The following is an 18,736-nucleotide window of genomic DNA, read 5'->3' as shown; positions in this document are numbered from 1 at the left end:
TACTGATGTAGTTCTTGCTGTGGTTCCTGCTACAAAATGTTCTATTAATTTTAATTGTTTATCTTGACTTAATTTACTGCGTTTCATACTTTAATTTTAACAAATTTAAGTTATCTAGGACAGCCCCTTTTTTTTTATAGCATTTAAATTATTTTCTCTAATATCATTCACGATTTTCTCTCTACTATATAATTTGCAAGCTCAATTAATATATTTTTTGCTTCGTTATCATCGTATACATTTAAATAATCTATAGCCTCTTTTGAAGTTTCTATTGCCTTCTCTTTTGCACCCTCAAGCCCAAATTGTTTAACATAGGTAAGTTTACCCTCTTTCTCATCTTTACCCACAGTTTTTCCAAGAGTTTCATTGTCAGAAATTACATCAAGTATATCATCTTGTATCTGAAAAGCTAAACCAATAGCCTCTCCATATTTAGTAATGTTTTCTAAATTTATATTTTCTTTCTCTGAAGCAATAGCCCCCGCTCTCACAGCTCCTCTAATCATAGCACCTGTTTTTTTGGAATGAAGTATTTTAAGCATTTCAAAATCAATATCCCTCTCTTCATAATACAAATCTATAAACTGCCCCATAACCATCCCAGAAACTCCCGCAGCATAACTTATCTCATAAAGAAGTTTTCTCAAAGTTTTATCATTGACATTAGCATTAGATAAAATTTCAAATGAATGAGTAAGAAGTCCGTCCCCCACAAGTATAGCATTAGCTTCTCCATATTTAACATGCGTTGTAGGTTTGCCTCTTCTTAAATCATCATTATCCATAGCAGGCAAATCATCATGAACCAAAGAATATGTATGAATAAGCTCTAATGATACAGCTGGAATAATTGCTTTTTTATAATCTCCATTAAATAATTCACAAGCAAGACAAGTTAAAATTGGTCTTAATCTTTTTCCTCCTGCATCAAGCGGATATTTAAGCATATCTAAAAAATTATTTTTTAATGATATATTGATAGTTTTAAAAATATTATTTATTTCACTATCAATATCTTTTAATCTTGTATTCATATATTCTTTAAGATTCATATTATTTATTCCTTATCGCTTAATAATAAAATCATTATATAAAAAGAGGTGAAAATGTAAAGCTAATATTAAATAAAAAATGTTTAGGAGTATGAGATATTGGACATTTTTTAGTATAAAAAAAGCAGTATCCTTGTTATAATATTTTGAACATAAAACAAATAAAAAGGATGCTACTATGAAAAGAGATTATAGCACAGAATTTAAATTATTTATAGTGGATGAAGCATTAGAAACTAAAAATATTAAAAGATTTCTAAAGATAGAAGAAATACCCAAATCTACTTTTTATGCTTGGCTTAAAAAATATAAAGACACTGGAACTGTCGCCAATTTTAGCACTAGACCAAAAACTTCCCCAAATATCTTTAATAATCAAGAAGCTATTAATTTAATTATTAAACTCTATACTAAAGAATATCGAGGTAAGCATTATATTAAAGCATATTTAAATCGTGAAGGCATTAATATAGGTGTTACAGCTATAGAGAATGTACTAAAAAGAAATAATCTTTGGAGATACAAAATAAAAAAGAAAAAGAAGCGATATGATAAACGAAAATTTGTCTCTAAGATAGAAAAAGAAGGCAAAATAGTTCAAATAGACACTAAATATATCAAATTAGGCAGAAAAACAGTTTATCAATTCACTGCTGTAGATTTAGCTACACGTTATAGTTGGAGGCAGATCTATGAAGATAAAACACCTTATAGTGCTTTATCTTTCTTAAAATATGTCTTAAAAACTTCACCTTTTAAGATACAGGCTATACAAACGGACAATGGTATAGAATATACTTATCGCTGTATTAATACTCCTAAAATAAATATTTTTGATGAATACTGCTTAAAAAATAAATTAGAGAGGAGATATATTCCTATAGCAACACCAAGATACAATGGCGTAGTAGAAAGAGTACACGGCATAGACGAAAGAGAGTTTTATTCACGATTAAATAAAAATATCACAGTAGAATTATTGAGAGAAAAATTAAAAGAATATACACATTTTTATAACAATCAAAGATTGATTTCTTCGTTAGGTTATATTACAATCAAAGAAAGAATCAAAAATATTATAGCAAGTAAAAGTACAATATCTATGGCTCCATGACATAAATAATAAAATAAAGACTTGACTTTTTTTTATTATGTGATAATATAATTAAATCACTTTTCAAGTTGATACGGGTAGGTGGCCGAGCAGTCAATGGCAGCAGACTGTAAATCTGTCGACGTGAGTCTACGGGGGTGCGAATCCCTCCCTGCCCACATTCTTTTTTTATCTATTCTAAATTAAAAGGATTAATCAAATGGCTATAGAGTTTAATGACATATATATATCTATAGTTCCTGAAGCTAATCTTTGTAGTTCTGAAGAAATATATAGGTTTGTTAATGAATCTGAAGAAGCCGCTTCCATTAGAATGCCTATAGTAATACTCGACTTAAAAAATACTAAAGAAATTAATAGTGCTGGAATAGCAAAAATATTAAAACTCTATAAAAGTTTGCAAGCCTTAAAAATAAAACTATACATGATGAATCTTAATAAAGATGTAGAACCTATCTTAAAAAATCTTATGATTACATATTTAATTACAAAAATAGAAAGTATAAAAGATTTGGACCTCTAATTTATCTAGAAAAGCTAATTAATTGACATAAAAGAAGAACTAATATATCATTAAAAAAACTTGGGAGTAGATGAGTCCCGGTGGGCTCCGCGCTCTTCAAAAGCGTTGGACGTTATAACAACGTTGGCAGGTTCAACTCCTGCCTCTTCCGATAAATATGCGATTATTAAAAACAAAACAGCATGATTAAATTACTAATAAAATGTTCAAAATAGTCTCTTATTCTTTAAATATATTGCATTTATTGTAAGAAAGGGAGGCTAAAAATTGAGTAATAATTTTAACTTAGTTCAAACCAATGCCGTATTGGAAGATAATTCTATTAAACCATATCATAAAATTTTATCTCGCCCTATAGTTGCTGATATTATAAGAGAAATATTAGAAAAATTAAGAGCAGAATTAAAAAATAATCCAAATACTCCCTACAGTAAAGAAGATATTGTAAAATTATGCGAAATAAAATTAAAAGAAAAATCTAACCTACCTATAAAAAGAGTGATAAATGCCACAGGAACTATTATGCACACAAATTTGGGTCGTTCTCCTATAGATGAAGATGTGTGGCAAGAAGTAAAAGATTTAAATATATACAGCAACAACCTTGAATACAATATAAATAAAGAAGGAAGAGGGCTAAGAGGAGAGTTTTTATACACATTATTAGCTAAACTTACAGGTGCTGAAGACGCTTTAGTTGTAAATAATAATGCAGCTTCAGTATTTTTAATATTAAAAACACTTGCTAGAGAAAAAGAAGTTATAGTATCTAGAGGAGAACAGGTGCAAATAGGAGGCGGTTTTAGAATACCCGATATATTAATGGAAGCTAATGCTAAACTCGTTGAAATAGGTACTACAAATATAGTAACAATAAACGATTATAAAGAAGCTATAACAGAAAACACTGCTATGATATTAAAAGTACATACTTCCAATTTTAAAATCAGAGGTTTTGTAAAAAGCCCGTCATTAAAAAAACTAAAAGATTCTATACCGAGCAATATACCAATAGTTTATGATGAAGGGGCTGGAATATTTGATGAGAGCATATCCGAAGAAGAGCATATAAAATCTGCAATAAAAGCAGGTGTTGATTTAGTATGTTTTTCTGGGGATAAGATGTTTTCAAGCGTGCAGGCTGGCATAATAGTTGGAAAGAAAGAATATATAGATAAAATATACAAACACCCTCTTATGAGGGCTTTTAGATGCGGTAAAACTGTGCTTTCTATATTAGAGAAAAATGTTATAAAAAGATTAAACGCAGAGGGACAATTTAAGGGTTATTGTGAGAGATTACTTTCTATTGATGAAGAAGTTGTAAAACAAAAATCATTTAGAATCATTAATGATTTAAAGGGCTTTGATGTAGTTAGTGAATATGTAGAAACTGGAGGCGGTGCTATGGCTGATACTTTCTACAATTCTTATGCTATAAGATTTAAGCCTAAAAACATTAAAGAAACTATAAAATATTTGCATAATTTGTATACCCCTATTATATCAAAGATAAAAAAAGACTATGTATTATTATATGTTTTAACAATAGAAGAGAGAGATATTGAGTATGTATACAATGTGTTAAAGCATATAGAAAAAGAATATTTATAAAAACTTCAAAAAAATCTTAGTTTAAATATTAATTTAATTATGGCAAGTAATTTTTAATTTAAGGAAATGTCAATGAACAAAATTATAGGAACTGCTGGGCATGTTGATCATGGTAAATCAGAATTAATCAAAGCTTTAACAGGTATTGCTATGATGCGTTTACCTGAAGAGCAAAGAAGAGAGATGACTATTGATTTGGGTTTTGGATTTTTTAAGCCTAATGAGGATATTACTATTGGTGTAATAGATGTTCCGGGACATGAAAGATTTATTAGAAATATGGTTGCGGGTATGTGGAGTTTGGATTTAGTTATGCTTGTTGTATGTGCTAATGAAGGGTGGATGAATATGACAGAAGAGCATGCTAAGGTTGCTTTGGCATTGGGCATAAAAAATATTGTATGCGTAATAAATAAGATTGACCTTGTTGATGATAATAAATTAAAAGAATCTGAAGAGAGTATTAAAAAAAATTTATATAGAATATTTCAAAAAGATATAGAAACAATAAAAGTATCTGCTTTAAATGGCACTAATATAGATTTATTAAAAGAAAGAGTTACTAATATATTAATAAACGATAAAAGAAAAGAAGATATAAAAACTCATATTTATGTAGATAGGGTATTTTCTATAAAAGGAGCAGGGCTTACTATTACAGGAAGTATTAAAGGAGGGAGTATAAAAAAAGAAGATACTCTCATACACTACCCTAGTAAAAAAGAAGTATCTATAAGAAATATTCAATCATATCATGAAGACAGAGAAATTGTGCATTCTACTTCGAGAGTTGCTTTAAATTTAAAAAACATAAAAAAAGAAGAGATAAGAAGGGGGCATTTATTATGCTCTAAAGAAGAGAATGTTTTTCTAACGAATGAAATAATATTAGAATTGCTTGAAAATAGTGATGTTGATTATTTGAAAAAGATAAAAAATGCAGAGTTTGCAATTGGTACAGAATGTTTAGTAGCTCAGATTATACCGCTATACAAAAAACAAGATAATAATAAAAAAGATGAAAATAAAGAAATAGACAAAAGATTTATAAGATTAAAATTTGATGATACAATAGCTGTATTTTGGAAAGAGAGAGGAATACTTATTAGCCATGGAGGAAGTGCTATAATTGGAAGCGGCGATGTATTTTGGGGAGAGAAAACTAATCCATTTATTAGAAAAAATATTATGGATAGAGCTTCAGATTTCTTGGGCAAAATAGAGAGAAAAAAATATACTGACTTAGTAATGAGTGTTAATGGATATAGTTTAGTTAGCGGAAATATGCCGGAATATGCTATAAAAATTGCTAACTACTTTGTAAAAAAAGATTATTTAAAAGAATCAGCTGAAAGAATAAAAAAATTAATAGAAATAAAAAAAGACGGATTTTCTTTTGAAGATATAAAAAATTATCTTAATATAGAAACTTCATTTACAAAACCTTTTATTAATTATTTATTAGAAAATAAAATTATTATGTCATTAGACAATAATATATATAAAAAATATGTTGATACAGTAGAGCTTACTAACTCGCAAAAAATGCTTCTTGACAGATTAAAAAAAGAAGATTTAAATGGCTTAGATGAAAAAACTATTAAAACTCTTAACAATGGAATAAAAGATATAAAAACACTAACAGCATTAAAATATGCAGCATACCTTGATGAAGGATTATATTATTATATAGAAACTTATAACAGAGTAAAAAGTTTAATAATGAAGAACACTAAAAAAAATGATATTATCACTATAGCATTAGTTAAAGAGAGGACTGGTTTATCTAGAAAATACACCATACCTATACTAAATGCTTTAGAGAGAGAAAAGCTGGTAAAAAGACAAGGCAATGACAGAATAGTGCTTTAATTAGTTTACTAAAATTTTTAAGTTTGTCAAAATCTAATTTTTTTATTTTCATTATTTGCAGGGCTTTGCCCACTGCGAAGCGTGCCCATATGATACACACCACGCTTCTTTTGCAACCGTAGGGAGTGCCTGCGGCGTGCCCAAAAGAAGCAAAAGGACTGCATTTGACGAAGTCCGTCTTTAGGCATGACTCAAATTTAAGTTCTACACTACATTTAATACATATTCCTAAAATATTAGCTATAGTATATGCACTTTTTGCAACTTTTTGCGGCGGGAAAAAGTTGAATAAAACAAAACTTATATAACAAAACATATTTAATATATACTACTGCATAACTACTCTGTCTGCAATACTTCTTGCTAATGAACGTGAATCAGCATTTTCAATATCGCTTGCTAATGATATGCCATATGTAATGCGGCTTATTTTTTTATCAAAATTATTATTTCTTAAAGTTTTATTTATATACGATGCTGTAGTATCTGCCTCTAATGAAGCCCCAAATGCTATAATAACTTCTTCTATTGATATATTATTTTTAACTCTATCTATTAACTCTTTTATTCTTATGTCTGAAATGCCTATTCCCTTAAGAGGCTCTATTAATCCGCCCAAAACATGATAAAGTCCAGTATATTCTTCTGTTTTTTCAATGGCAATCATATCTGTATAAGACTCTACTACGCATAGCTTTGTTCTGTCTCTTTTATCATTAGCACATATATTGCAAATATCATTCTCGCTTAAAGAATAACATTCCCTGCAAAGTTTTATATTTTTATGCAGCAACAAAATAGAATTAGACAGCTCATTTAAATATTCATCATCACTGTCAAATAAATATAAAGCAATACGCATAGCACTCCTACCGCCTATTCCAGGAAGCCGAGATATCATCTCTGTAAGCTTATCTAAAGAATCAATACTATTCAATTTTTATCCTTATCATCATTATTGTTATTAATAATATCATTCATTCTAGATATAATATCTGGGTTTATTGCATCTAATGATATATTGATAATTGGTTTTCCATTTTCATCATATTTTATTGTAGTCATCTTTGTTATATCAGCAAATGCCTTATCCATATCTTTAAAAGCATTAAAAGGATTCTTATAATTATCATTTTTATTATCATCAGAAACATTCAAATCTTTTACTTTTGAAATTGCATCATTCATGCTTGATACTATCATCTCTTCCAAAAGTTCTTTTTGATTTTTATCTAAAAGACTTTCATCTACATTAAAATTTGATATATTATAATTTTTATTAATTTCAAATGAGATTAAATTACCGGGTGAACTATATTTTATAGAATTGTCGTTCATATATAAAAAACTCCTAAACATAGTATTGTTTTTATAATATATCGTTTTTTATAATTAATCAATACTTCTTATATTATGTTATCTATATTATGTTTCCTGTAATATGTTAAATAAACAAATAATTAGTATTTATTTTTATATTTTATAAAAATACGTACTAACAATTACGATAATAATTAATAGACACTTATTAAAAAATGTATAAAAAATAATATACAAAAATAAAATAATGTAGTAAAAAATGTATAAAATGTTTTATTTTAGAGAAAAACTTATATAATAAAATAAATTTTTCGACAAAAAACGCATTATGTATATTTACTTATATAAAATATGCTATATGATTTTAATTATAAATAAGCAATGAATGGAGTTTATATTTATGAAAAAGGGACTAAATTTTATTATAATATTTTTTGTTATAGCATTAAATCTTTATTCATTTGACGAAGGATTTGTATGGGGGCTAAAGGCTAATTTTAACGGTACTGCCACATTACCATCTATTAGTGCATCAGACTTAGATAAGATAGGTGCTGCTTATATGAAAGGTTCTGTAGGATACACTATGGATGGAGAAGCTGATCTTGGATATTTATTTGGTTCTAAGAGATGGTTCGGCGGATTAGACCCTGCTAAATTCAGCGGTATGAGCTTATATGCCTCTATTGGTGTTGGTAATGGATTTGCTGGACAGGTTGCTGGAAACACAATAAAAGGAGTAACTGTTAATATGTATATTAATGTTAATTATGCTCCTGTAGTTAGCTTTGGAGTTGGTACTAAGGCTTATTTTTTAGATAGCAAATTAGCTTTAGGGCTTCAAGTTGGAGGAAAATTAATAGCAGACTTATCACCTGCATATTTAGCTTATGATGATAATTCAGTTTTAGATCCACAACCTGAAGTTGGTGAAATAATAGTTACAGATTTTATGATAAAAAATATGAACCCATTAATGCTTAGCATAAAATTCTCTTTAGAATATAATCAGCCAGTTAATGACAGAGTTGAAGTTATTTTAGGAGTATATACAAGATTTAATTTATACAGTCCTCAATATATAACAATGCCTGATTCTCTATTAAAATTAATGAATGCTGTAAGACCTGATTTCACAACTGAAACTAAATTACCTTCATATTATATCAACTCATTAGACTTTGGTTTAACTTTAGGTTTAGCATTTAAAGGATAATCAATAGTTAGTTAATACTATTTTGCGGAGTCATCTTTATGAAAAAAACGTTTATATTATTTTCATTATTAATATTAAGTATTTTGTTTTTAAGTTCTTGTGCAAGAGGCTTTAGTCCTATGTACTACTATAATAGAACCAGCAATTCTAGTTCAAGTACAAACGATGATATATTACCTCCAGATATAGGTGGAGGAGAAGAAAATTTGTCTCCAGATGAAGACCCATTTCACCCAGACTATGGAGATTGGAATAGACCTGATTATGGATTTTCTCTTAACTTTGATGATTATGTTATAGAAGCATCATTTAACGATAAAAATCAGCCAACTTATAAGCTTGTAAAAAAGAATGGTTGGTATGTTACAGATGCTCTAAGAAATGAATATGCCTACAATGGTCCAGATACTACTGGTGGTGGTGTTACTATGGGCAGTGTAAAATATTATTTATATAAGAGTAAAAACCCTAATTTTAATGCTGACTCATCTTATAATAAAAGTACAAGAATGGAGAGATTTTATTTTTATAGATTTACAGCAACAGCAGCAGGACAGCCTACAGATAATTATCTAATAGCAATAGATACATATTCAAAATTAGTATTTGCATTTGGGGTACCAACTTCTTGGAGGAAAATAGCAGGAATACCAGCACCAAATCAATGGGGACCTGTAGAATTAGGTTGGGAAGCAGATGCTAATAATAATAGTCGAGTAAGTTTTGCTAATGTGGAAGGTATTCAATATTTTTATGAATACGACCCTGTTGGTATAGTTAAAGATGATGGTACTATAGAAGTATATCAATGGTGTTTAGATTCTATAGCTAATAATAGATACGCACCAAGATTTGATGGAGAGTTTGGAGATACTAATAGAGCTATAGCTGATTATGGAGTGCCAGGACGTTCTCCATATATGCCTATGAAAAAGGTTGTTGATAATAGACCTGTTAATAAAATGAACATTACAGTAAGTCAGGTTAGTATAAAAAATGTAAGTGCTAAATCAGCTAACAGATATGCACTTAGTTTCACATGGGGGAAAGGAGATATACAAAGAGTATTTAATTATGCTCACTTCCAATATAGATTTAAAATGGCTGCTTATAATGAAGATAATGATGTACCTGCTGTTGAAACAATTGGTTCAGTATTCCCAGAAGAGGTTGGTACAGTTGATGCTGGTTTAGGTGCTATATTTGGATCTGTAGGAAGTAGAGATGATGCTAAATACAAAATTGATATAGGTAGTTCTAAAATTATAACTACTGATAAAACTTATGAAATAGAATATTATGAAGAAGATAAAAATAAAATACGTATGGATTTCTATTTCGATTTAGTAAAATTTGATGAACCTATGTGGAATGTTACTCAAATAGAATGGCCTTATAAATATTGTGAAAATAATAAGATAAGAGTTTCTGTTTACTATGATTATAATAGTAATAAATTTACTTATGATGCAAGTAATGGAGCAGATGATTATGGTAATAGATTAGTAAGTGCTACATTTGAAGGTAATAATGGTTTATCTGAAGGACAGGAAGTAGACTTTATTATAACTGTAGACGGTAATGACGGTCCTCAAAATAATAAATGTGGAAATGGGGCTACTGGTCTTAATGATACTGTTGAGTTAAGATTTAAATTAAAGTTTAATAAGGTTCAATAAATATTAAAATGGGCAGAGGAAAATATAGTTTTATATCTTTGCCCATTTTTATTTTGAAAATATAACAAACATATTAACAAAGTATATGAGTGTGCAAAAAAGTTCTAATTGTATTGAGATTGTTTTGAATATATAAAAAAATTTTCACTTGTTTTTAATTAAATTAATTTACTACATATAAATTAAGGATTATTTATGAAAAGACTACAAATTATATTGATATTATTAATAACAGTTAGTTTACTCTTCACATCATGTGCAAAGCGTTATAGTGCTACAAATCCAGAATCAGGCTCTATAGATTCAGGCAGCAGCACTCCCCCTTCCAATATTGAAGCAGATGAAGATATACCTGAAACTGAAGACCCATTTTTAAATGGAGATTGGAATAGACCTGATTATGGTTTTTCTTTTAACTTCGATGATTATGTTATAGAAGCATCGTTTAATAATAAGAATCAACCTACATATAAATTAGTTAAGAAAAGTTCTTGGATATCAAGTAATACTGCAATGAATGAATACTATTACAATGGAGATAACATAACTGGTGGCGGTGTAAAAATGACTGGGGTAAAATATTATCTATATAAAAGTAAAAACCCTAATTTTCTTGCTGACTCGTCCTACAATAAAAGTACAAGAATGGAGAGATTTTATTTTTATAGATTTACAGCAAAAACAGCAGCAGTATATCCAACAGATAATTATCTAATAGCAATAGATACATACTCAAAATTAGTATTTGCTTTTGGAGTTCCTATATCTTGGAAGTCGATAGCATTAATACCTGCACCTACTGCTTGGGGTTCTGTAGAATTAGGTTGGGAAGCAGATGCTAACAATAATAAAATAAACTTTGCTGTAGATGGCATTCAATATTTTTATGAATATGACCCTGTTGGTATAGTTCATGAAGACGGTACTATAGAAATTTATAAATGGTATTGGGACTTTATAGGAAATAAAAGATATTCTCCAAGAGTAAAAGATAATGTTATAGACTTAGATAGACCTATAGCCTCAGCAACAGAAACAGAAGGAAGATCTCCTTATATGCCTATTAAAGTTGAAGCAGGCACTAAAGATAATATAACAATAATGGCTAAAAGCTTGAAAAATGTAAGTGTAAAAAGCAGAGAAGCACTATTTGGAATTATGAGTTCTCCTACAAACAATGCTTGGTTTACTTATACAATAGCCGGAGTAGCTTATAATAATGAAATGGGAAGCGGAGTGTTACAAAATATAGAAAACTTAGACCCAAAATCTAAATCTATGACAGGAATGATATCTTTAAGTGAAACAAAAAATATTGGAATTAATCAGCAAGCAGATTTTTCTTCTCAGATAGTTAATGAGATAAAGAATATAGATAAAGGTGCTACAATAGAATTAGCTTCTCGTGTTGATAAATACAATAAAGAAACAGCTAAATTTGGACAATATGGCAGCGGAAATATGGCAGTTATTTCTGCTCCTATTTTGAAATTAAAATACGATACTAATAATCAGCAGTTTGTTGTGGATACTGGAAACTCTGTTATGAGCAATGAAGAACTTTCTACAACTATAAGCTATTATACACCTAATTTTACTCTTAAGAGAGGAGATACTAAAGATATTACTATAAGATACAAATGGATGAAGGGTAATGATACTAAAAATGGTGAAGAATTTGAAATTACTTACACTTTAAAATTTGAATCTGTAAACGAATAAATTAATTAAATATTTCAAAACGCAGTGAAAACAAAAAAGTTTTCACTCGCTTTTTATTTATTAAAAACAAATAAAAACACTGGGGGTGTTTATGAAAAAAATACAAATAATACTAATATTGCTGGCTATCAGTTTGTTTTTCAGTTCTTGTGCAAGAAGATTCAGCCCTATGTATTATTACAATAAAAAAGCAAGCTCTTCAAATTCAGAAAGTGATTCAACCCCTTCTGATATAGCGGGAGATGAAGATATACCTCCAGATAAAGACCCTTTTATAAATGGAGAGTGGAATGATATTAATTATAGATTTGATGGAAATAAAATATTAGAGTTTTTATTTGGTGCAAGTTTTGATAATAACAATGTTCCTATGTATTCATTTTTTAAAGATGGTACAGTATGGACAGTTTCAGATACTCTAACAGCAGAAAATAAATATAATGCTCAAGATGGTGCAAATAAAGCACAGGGATATAAAATTACAGGTGCTTCTTTTTATAGATATGATTATAAAAATCCTTTGGTTACGCCTGAAAGTGCTTACAATCAGTCTGAAAGAATGGGAAGATTTTTATTTTATAGGATTATAGGTAAAGCTGTAGTTGTTTCTCTTAATAATTATTTAATAGCTGTTGATACTTATTCTAAATTAGTATTTGCTTATGCTAAAATCACTAAAACAGCAGAAGCAGTTGGGCAAAAATATCCTACAGAATTTGAAGCTGTGGAGCTTCATGGTGAAAAAAGAAAATTTTATGAATATGATCCTATAGGCTTTATGAGTTACGATGCTTCTACAGATTCTTTAAAATTAACTTTATATAGAGAATATCAAAATGAGATGGCTAAAGATGCTAATGCTTATTTTCCTCAAGTGCATGATGCAAGCAGAAGTGTAGCAGGATATGATAATGCAAGCAGTGCTGGACGCTCTCCATATTATATGGTAGCTATAGAAGATATAGACCCGCAAACTATAATAGATCAGTTTAAAGATAAAACTTATGCTATAAGAGACAAACTAACTTTATACACATATAAATTTTCCTCTGATGGTTTAACTCTTACTTTAACAGCAAATCATTTTTATGATGGTATAGTTACCAAAACTTATAACTGCAGCAAAGAAGTTACTGGCCCTACTTCATTAAAATATGGAGATTTAACGATAACAGGACTTGGTACTTATGACAAAATAAAAGATGGCACTAGAGAATATATACTTAATTATCAAGACAATGGACCTGCATTTGTAGACAGATCGGCAGGAAAATCATATAAATCAAAAAACGGCACTTATGAGTATAGATTTAATCCTTCAGGCACAAGCTTATATTATTATAAAAACAATAATTATGTAATAAGTTATACATTTGCTCAAGAGGATTCAAGCGACAGAGCTGTGTATAAAGAAGCTACTGCTAAATACTGGGGATTAAGATTAGCAGATTATGATGGGGTTAAAGATGGAGTATTATATTGGTCTGGAAGTTCTTGGGCTTCTCCTGAAACAACTCCTACAGATAATGTAACTTCAACGCCTGGATATTTAAATCTAAATGTTATAGAAGGCGGCTTTATAAATAATGTTAAAGACAAAACATATAAATATAGAGATTATAGCGAATATAAAACAGATAGTCCTTTACCTGTAGATTATTCACCTACAGGAAAGAGCTTGATATTATATACTTATAAATTCTCAAGTGATGCCCAAACATTAGATATAACAGAAGATAATTGGAATGTTTCAACAACTACTAAGCATTATAAAATAGTATCATCAGAAGAAAAATCAGCTATATACAAAGATGAAAAGAGCAGTGAAACAATTACAATGAGTATACAAACTGATAATAATACAATATATAAAGATGGAGTTGTGGTTGGAACTACATCATTTATTGACAATGGCCCATTATTTGCTGATAGAGTGAAAATGGCAACATTTAAAAATGTAGTAGAACATTCTTATGATAGCACTTGTACATTTGTAGATTGGACTCATACAGCATTTAATCCAGAAAAATTTGCTCCTGGAAGTGTAGAATTTAAATTTAATGATGATGGTTCTAAATTTACTGTAACATTAAATAATAGACCATATGAATTTAAATTAGCAAGATATGATAATGATTCTTCTAATAATTTCACCGCTGTATATGAATGTATAAACGGAGCCAGCGGAACTTTTGGTAATTATAGTAGAATTTCTTTAGTTGATAAAGATGGCTATAAAACTATTAGAATGAGTTTAACACTTGGACAGCTTGGGGCTCCTATAGAAGCTAATGCTTTTGAATCTAATAGAGAATAAATAGTGTATTTATCATAGTTTATAAAAATTTAAAGCAGGTATAGATTAAAAAATTATATCTGCTTTTATAAAAAATAATAAAAAATAGCAATTTTTTTACTATTTTTTCCTATATTTAAATAGTATTAGTGTTTTTTTAATGCAATGAGAGGTTATGAAATGAAAAAAGTATACATATTATTAATAGTAGCTATGCTTATGCTCATAGCTTGTGCGAGACCTTTTGATTCGAGGTATTATTACAATAAAAAAGTTAGTTCATCAGAAAGTGATACAGGAAACTCTGATATAGACATGGGTTGTGGAGAAAATTTATCTCCAGAAGAAGACCCTTTTAATCCAAATTATAAGGGAGATGGTTATTATGGTTGGAATGATGAAAAATATGTATTTGACGGTAGTATTATTGATAGTTGGTTTATGAAAGTAAATTTCGGTAAGGGTAATGTTCCTGAATATAGATTCTTTATACCAAATGACGGAAGAAGCTGGATTAAAGAAGATAATTTAAAAAATGAATTTAATTTTGATGCAAGAAATGATGGAAATAAAGTAACCTACCCTCTTAACGTAGCAATATCGGATATGGTTGTATACAAATATGTTAATAAAAATCCATTGGTGTCATCAACTGGAGAGTATAATAAATCTGAAAGACTTAAAAGATTTATTTTTATGAGAATCAACGGCTCTGCTGCTAATGTACCTATGAACAATTATTTGATAGCTATAGATAAATATTCTAAATTTATATTTGCTTATGCCAAAATAGTAGAAACAGGTACTACATTAGGTAATAAATATCCTACTAAATTTGATGCAATAGAAAACTATCAAGACAGAAGATTTTTTTATGAATATGACCCTATAGGATTTGTTTCAGAAGATGGAAGTGTTACATTATTTGATGAATATAAAAGAGAAATGGAATTAGGAGCAACAGATTATGTTCCTTCAATACATAAAGAAAATAATAAACCAAGAGATATAGCTACAAGAGAAAAACCAGGACGTTCTCCTTATTTAAACTTAAAAGAAGAAGGAAATAGAATATCTGTTATCGTTTCATCTAAATCTGTTAAAAATATAAGCATTAAAAGTTATTCTAATCCTATTGGTATTGGAGGATATAAAATAAAAGATGAAGCATATTTAGTATATGCTACGAGAGCCTCTATTTATGAAGACAGTGCGTCAAAAACATATGAAATGCTTGGAAATTATGGAGAAGGTAAAGAGCTTGGTTTTGGAGCAACACCTAACAGTATAATTACTATAAAAAATAATGATAGTGTTGTATCAGAAAAAAGTACAAAATATACTGTATCAGATATAGAAAAAACTATGTTTAAAATTGATATAGATACTAAGTTTATTAAGTATAATTGGCTTTTAGGATTCCCTGATTACGGCGGCACTGCAACTCATATATCTGCCTACGAAAATTCTTTATTAACTTTAGCATATAACCCTAATGATAAAAAGCTAAATGTAGAAAGTCAATCAGAAAAAGTAATATCTTGTACTCCTTCATCTTTTGTATTAGAAAAAAATAAAGAACAAGAAATAGTCATTAAATATAATGATTATAATGATAATAGAAATGAGGAATGGGAAATAACATATTCTGTTAAATTAGAATAAATTGTATATATAGATTATACTAAAAATAATATAATTTTTTTATTTAAGCGGGCTGAAAGCAAAAAGTTTTCACTCGCTTTTTTATATAATTTGATATATAATATAGCAATTAAATTTTTGTCAATAAGGTTATTAAATATATGATAAAAGCAGCATTTTTTGATATAGACGGAACTTTGGTAAGTTTTAATACTCATAAAGTTTCAGATTCTTCAAAAGAAGCCATAAGACTTTTGAAAGAAAAAGGAATAAAAGTTTTTATAGCTACAGGAAGAATAAAAAAACATATAAATAATATAGATGATTTAGTTTTTGATGGTTATATTACTGCTAATGGTTTTGATTGCTATATAGGAGATAAATCTATATATAGGCATTCTATAGCAAAAGACGAGATATATTCTTTAATGGATTATTTAAAAAATGAAGAACTATTTCCCTGCTCTATTATGATGAATAGTGGTATATATATTAATTATATAACAGATGATGTAATAAATGTATCTAAATCCATTAATTTACCGATACCAGTTATTGATAATTATTATAGTTTTTTAGAAGAAAATATTGACAATGTACTTCAGATTAATTTATTTGTAGATGAAAATAAAGAAAAAGAGTTAATGAGCAAAATATTTAAAAATTGCGAATCAAGCAGATGGCACCCAGCTTTTACAGACGTTAATACCAAAGGCGGAGGAAAACATATAGGCATATATAAGATAATAGAGTATTATGGCATTAAATTGGAAGATACTATTGCCTTTGGAGACGGGGGTAATGATATAACTATGATTGAACATGCTGCAATAGGGGTTGCTATGGGGAATGCTAATAAAGAAGTAAAAGAAGTTGCTGATTATATCACTGATGATGTAGATAATGACGGCGTATATAATGCCTTAAAACATTTTAATATAATATAAATTTTGTAAATATATTAATAATTATTTTTTATTATTGATATCTTATTGTTTTACAATATAATATCAATAATAAGTAGGGATTAAAACAAAAAAGGTTAGATTAATATTAAAACCTTAAATTAAAAAGGATAATTTATAAAAAATATACTAATAATACTATTTATATTTTCAAATATAGTATTTGCTTCTTCCTTTGAATTTGATTTTTCTGTTTCTTCAGGCAGTACATTTGATTTCAGTTACAATGAAGGATATTCTTTTTAAAAAAAATTTAGATGGTTTTAGAGTAGGTGCAGGACTTTCATTAAGCATATTGCTGTCATTGGGCAGAAATGATGAAATTAATAATAATATTTTAACCAGTATAAGCAGTATGATTGAAACAGGATATAATTATTATATGAGGGAGAGAAGGGGCAGTAAAGATTATTATACTGATGATGGATATATGTATATGATTATCATAGTATTATTTTAGGATATTTGCTTAGACTAAATTTTCACAATAAAGTTTCTTTAGGCATAGGAGGCGGAATTTTAATTCCTTTATACAGTACAGCTAATCAGGCAGATTATTCATTTGGACTTATTGATAATTATAAATATATGACAGAGTTTAATCAAAAAAATATTGCTTTTATGTATAAGCTTCCTTTTATGCCTTATGTAAAATTGAATGTCGTAAGATATTTTTATTTTTCAGACAGATGGTCTTTTAAAATTGGAGGAAATTTAATATATAATTTTGGTATGGAGCTCGATACTTATAGATTAGGTTTTTATAATGTATATAGTAAATATAATTTTTCTTCTTTTGGTATAGAGATTTATTTGGGCATTTCTTTTGGAAGACCTAATAAATAATTAATAATGTTTATAATGATATTAAGTGCAGTAAAATTTTAGTGTATAATTTTTTTATTCTACTTTATCTAATATAATTATCACTTATTTTCTAAAATTAGAATATAAAAATAATGATAAAATGTATATTAATAAATTAGGTGAGAATTTTATATTTTTGATAGTTTTGAAAAAAATAAATAAGCAGTTTGATTATTTAACAAATTGATTAAATAATCTAAGGAAACCTCATTCCTTATTTCTAATACATTTTATTATAAATGTTTTTTATTTCAAGTTGTGATAAACTATTAATTGTTTAGGAGTATGAGATATTGGACATTTTTTAGTATAAAAAAAGCAGTATCCTTGTTATAATATTTTGAACATAAAACAAATAAAAAGGATGCTACTATGAAAAAAGATTATAGCACAGAATTTAAATTATTTATAGTGGATGAAGCATTAGAAACTAAAAATATTAAAAGATTTTTAAAGATAGAAGAAATACCCAAATCTACTTTTTATGCTTGGCTTAAAAAATATAAAGACACTGGAACTGTCGCCAATTTTAGCACTAGACCAAAAACTTCCCCAAATATCTTTAATAATCAAGAAGCTATTAATTTAATTATTAAACTCTATACTAAAGAATATCGAGGTAAGCATTACATTAAAGCATATTTAAATCGTAAAGGCATTAATATAGGTGTTACAGCTATAGAGAATGTACTAAAAAGAAATAATCTTTGGAGATATAAAACAAAAAAGAAAAAGAAGCGATATGATAAGCGTAAATTTGTCTCTAAAATACAAAAAGAAGGCAAAATAGTTCAAATAGACACTAAATATATCAAATTAGGCAGAAAAAGAGTTTATCAATTCACTGCT

The 18,736-nt window shown here is 28.1% G+C and carries 15 protein-coding genes, 2 tRNA genes and 2 pseudogenes; 15 read left to right on the top strand and 4 right to left on the bottom strand.

Annotated features, from left to right (window positions below):
• Together EPJ72_RS00990 and EPJ72_RS00985 are read right to left on the bottom strand one after the other, a co-directional pair.
• Window positions 1-87, bottom strand: a pseudogene (locus EPJ72_RS00990) (IS1595 family transposase); the annotation flags it as partial.
• Between the two features lie 80 nt (window positions 88-167).
• Window positions 168-1,055: a polyprenyl synthetase family protein gene (locus EPJ72_RS00985; RefSeq protein WP_147730409.1), complete on the bottom strand. Its 888-nt coding sequence runs from the start codon at window positions 1,053-1,055 to the stop codon at window positions 168-170.
• A gap of 178 nt (window positions 1,056-1,233) precedes the next feature.
• Between EPJ72_RS00985 and EPJ72_RS00980 the strand changes: the two genes are divergently transcribed.
• The 6 genes from EPJ72_RS00980 (at window position 1,234) to selB (ending at window position 6,178) form a co-directional block, all read left to right on the top strand.
• Window positions 1,234-2,169 carry an integrase core domain-containing protein gene (locus tag EPJ72_RS00980; RefSeq protein ID WP_147730408.1) on the top strand — a complete coding sequence of 312 codons (936 nt, stop codon included), beginning with the start codon at window positions 1,234-1,236 and terminating at the stop codon, window positions 2,167-2,169.
• A gap of 75 nt (window positions 2,170-2,244) precedes the next feature.
• Window positions 2,245-2,327 (top strand) — tRNA-Tyr (locus EPJ72_RS00975).
• Between the two features lie 41 nt (window positions 2,328-2,368).
• The gene (locus tag EPJ72_RS00970) at window positions 2,369-2,692 is read left to right on the top strand and encodes an STAS domain-containing protein (protein ID WP_147730407.1); all 324 of its coding nucleotides are present in this window, start codon (window positions 2,369-2,371) and stop codon (window positions 2,690-2,692) included.
• 62 nt (window positions 2,693-2,754) lie between these two features.
• A tRNA-Sec gene (locus EPJ72_RS00965) sits at window positions 2,755-2,844 on the top strand.
• 115 nt (window positions 2,845-2,959) lie between these two features.
• Complete coding sequence (selA, locus tag EPJ72_RS00960; RefSeq protein WP_147730406.1) at window positions 2,960-4,306, top strand: L-seryl-tRNA(Sec) selenium transferase; 1,347 nt, start codon at window positions 2,960-2,962, stop codon at window positions 4,304-4,306.
• A gap of 72 nt (window positions 4,307-4,378) precedes the next feature.
• Window positions 4,379-6,178 carry a selenocysteine-specific translation elongation factor gene (selB, locus tag EPJ72_RS00955; protein ID WP_147730405.1) on the top strand — a complete coding sequence of 600 codons (1,800 nt, stop codon included), beginning with the start codon at window positions 4,379-4,381 and terminating at the stop codon, window positions 6,176-6,178.
• Between the two features lie 328 nt (window positions 6,179-6,506).
• On the opposite strand, the gene recR is transcribed toward selB, so the two are convergent.
• A complete protein-coding gene (gene recR / locus EPJ72_RS00950) occupies window positions 6,507-7,115 on the bottom strand; it encodes a recombination mediator RecR (RefSeq protein ID WP_147730404.1) in 609 nt (202 codons plus the stop codon).
• Window positions 7,112-7,516 (bottom strand): YbaB/EbfC family nucleoid-associated protein, encoded by a 405-nt coding sequence (locus tag EPJ72_RS00945; RefSeq protein WP_147730403.1) that lies wholly within the window; start codon window positions 7,514-7,516, stop codon window positions 7,112-7,114. The genes recR and EPJ72_RS00945 overlap by 4 nt, the downstream gene beginning before the upstream one ends.
• A 382-nt stretch (window positions 7,517-7,898) precedes the next feature.
• Here EPJ72_RS00945 and EPJ72_RS00940 point away from each other — a divergent pair, with 382 nt between their 5' ends.
• The 9 genes and pseudogenes from EPJ72_RS00940 to EPJ72_RS00900 form a co-directional block, all read left to right on the top strand.
• Window positions 7,899-8,714, top strand: a complete 816-nt coding sequence (locus EPJ72_RS00940) for a hypothetical protein (RefSeq protein ID WP_199749257.1) — start codon at window positions 7,899-7,901, stop codon at window positions 8,712-8,714.
• 38 nt (window positions 8,715-8,752) lie between these two features.
• On the top strand, window positions 8,753-10,393 hold the full coding sequence (locus tag EPJ72_RS00935; RefSeq protein ID WP_147730401.1) for a hypothetical protein: 1,641 nt from the start codon (window positions 8,753-8,755) through the stop codon (window positions 10,391-10,393).
• A 195-nt stretch (window positions 10,394-10,588) separates the two neighbouring features.
• Window positions 10,589-12,115 carry a hypothetical protein gene (locus EPJ72_RS00930; RefSeq protein WP_147730400.1) on the top strand — a complete coding sequence of 509 codons (1,527 nt, stop codon included), beginning with the start codon at window positions 10,589-10,591 and terminating at the stop codon, window positions 12,113-12,115.
• Window positions 12,116-12,206: 91 nt separating this feature from the next.
• On the top strand, window positions 12,207-14,432 hold the full coding sequence (locus tag EPJ72_RS00925; RefSeq protein ID WP_199749256.1) for a hypothetical protein: 2,226 nt from the start codon (window positions 12,207-12,209) through the stop codon (window positions 14,430-14,432).
• A 159-nt stretch (window positions 14,433-14,591) separates the two neighbouring features.
• The gene (locus tag EPJ72_RS00920; RefSeq protein ID WP_147730399.1) at window positions 14,592-16,076 is read left to right on the top strand and encodes a hypothetical protein; all 1,485 of its coding nucleotides are present in this window, start codon (window positions 14,592-14,594) and stop codon (window positions 16,074-16,076) included.
• A gap of 140 nt (window positions 16,077-16,216) precedes the next feature.
• A complete protein-coding gene (locus EPJ72_RS00915; protein ID WP_147730398.1) occupies window positions 16,217-17,002 on the top strand; it encodes a Cof-type HAD-IIB family hydrolase in 786 nt (261 codons plus the stop codon).
• A 229-nt stretch (window positions 17,003-17,231) separates the two neighbouring features.
• Window positions 17,232-17,480 carry a hypothetical protein gene (locus tag EPJ72_RS13250; protein WP_147730397.1) on the top strand — a complete coding sequence of 83 codons (249 nt, stop codon included), beginning with the start codon at window positions 17,232-17,234 and terminating at the stop codon, window positions 17,478-17,480.
• A 5-nt stretch (window positions 17,481-17,485) separates the two neighbouring features.
• A complete protein-coding gene (locus tag EPJ72_RS13245) occupies window positions 17,486-17,866 on the top strand; it encodes a hypothetical protein (RefSeq protein ID WP_242004863.1) in 381 nt (126 codons plus the stop codon).
• A 393-nt stretch (window positions 17,867-18,259) separates the two neighbouring features.
• A pseudogene (locus tag EPJ72_RS00900) lies at window positions 18,260-18,736 on the top strand (hypothetical protein); the annotation flags it as partial.

It is taken from the genome of Brachyspira pilosicoli, assembly GCF_008016535.1.
Lineage (GTDB): Bacteria > Spirochaetota > Brachyspiria > Brachyspirales > Brachyspiraceae > Brachyspira > Brachyspira pilosicoli_A.
This window is presented reverse-complemented; position numbering and strand designations above follow the sequence as displayed.

Excerpts from the sequence above, each read along its gene's own strand:
- EPJ72_RS00920 (WP_147730399.1), top strand. The coding sequence starts at position 14,592 with ATGAAAAAAGTATACATATTATTAATAGTAGCTATGCTTATGCTCATA.
- EPJ72_RS00970 (WP_147730407.1), top strand. The coding sequence starts at position 2,369 with ATGGCTATAGAGTTTAATGACATATATATATCTATAGTTCCTGAAGCT.
- EPJ72_RS00930 (WP_147730400.1), top strand. The coding sequence starts at position 10,589 with ATGAAAAGACTACAAATTATATTGATATTATTAATAACAGTTAGTTTA.
- EPJ72_RS00985 (WP_147730409.1), bottom strand. The coding sequence starts at position 1,055 with ATGAATCTTAAAGAATATATGAATACAAGATTAAAAGATATTGATAGT.
- selB (WP_147730405.1), top strand. The coding sequence starts at position 4,379 with ATGAACAAAATTATAGGAACTGCTGGGCATGTTGATCATGGTAAATCA.
- EPJ72_RS00980 (WP_147730408.1), top strand. The coding sequence starts at position 1,234 with ATGAAAAGAGATTATAGCACAGAATTTAAATTATTTATAGTGGATGAA.
- EPJ72_RS00935 (WP_147730401.1), top strand. The coding sequence starts at position 8,753 with ATGAAAAAAACGTTTATATTATTTTCATTATTAATATTAAGTATTTTG.
- EPJ72_RS00940 (WP_199749257.1), top strand. The coding sequence starts at position 7,899 with ATGAAAAAGGGACTAAATTTTATTATAATATTTTTTGTTATAGCATTA.
- EPJ72_RS00925 (WP_199749256.1), top strand. The coding sequence starts at position 12,207 with ATGAAAAAAATACAAATAATACTAATATTGCTGGCTATCAGTTTGTTT.
- EPJ72_RS00915 (WP_147730398.1), top strand. The coding sequence starts at position 16,217 with ATGATAAAAGCAGCATTTTTTGATATAGACGGAACTTTGGTAAGTTTT.
- EPJ72_RS00945 (WP_147730403.1), bottom strand. The coding sequence starts at position 7,516 with ATGAACGACAATTCTATAAAATATAGTTCACCCGGTAATTTAATCTCA.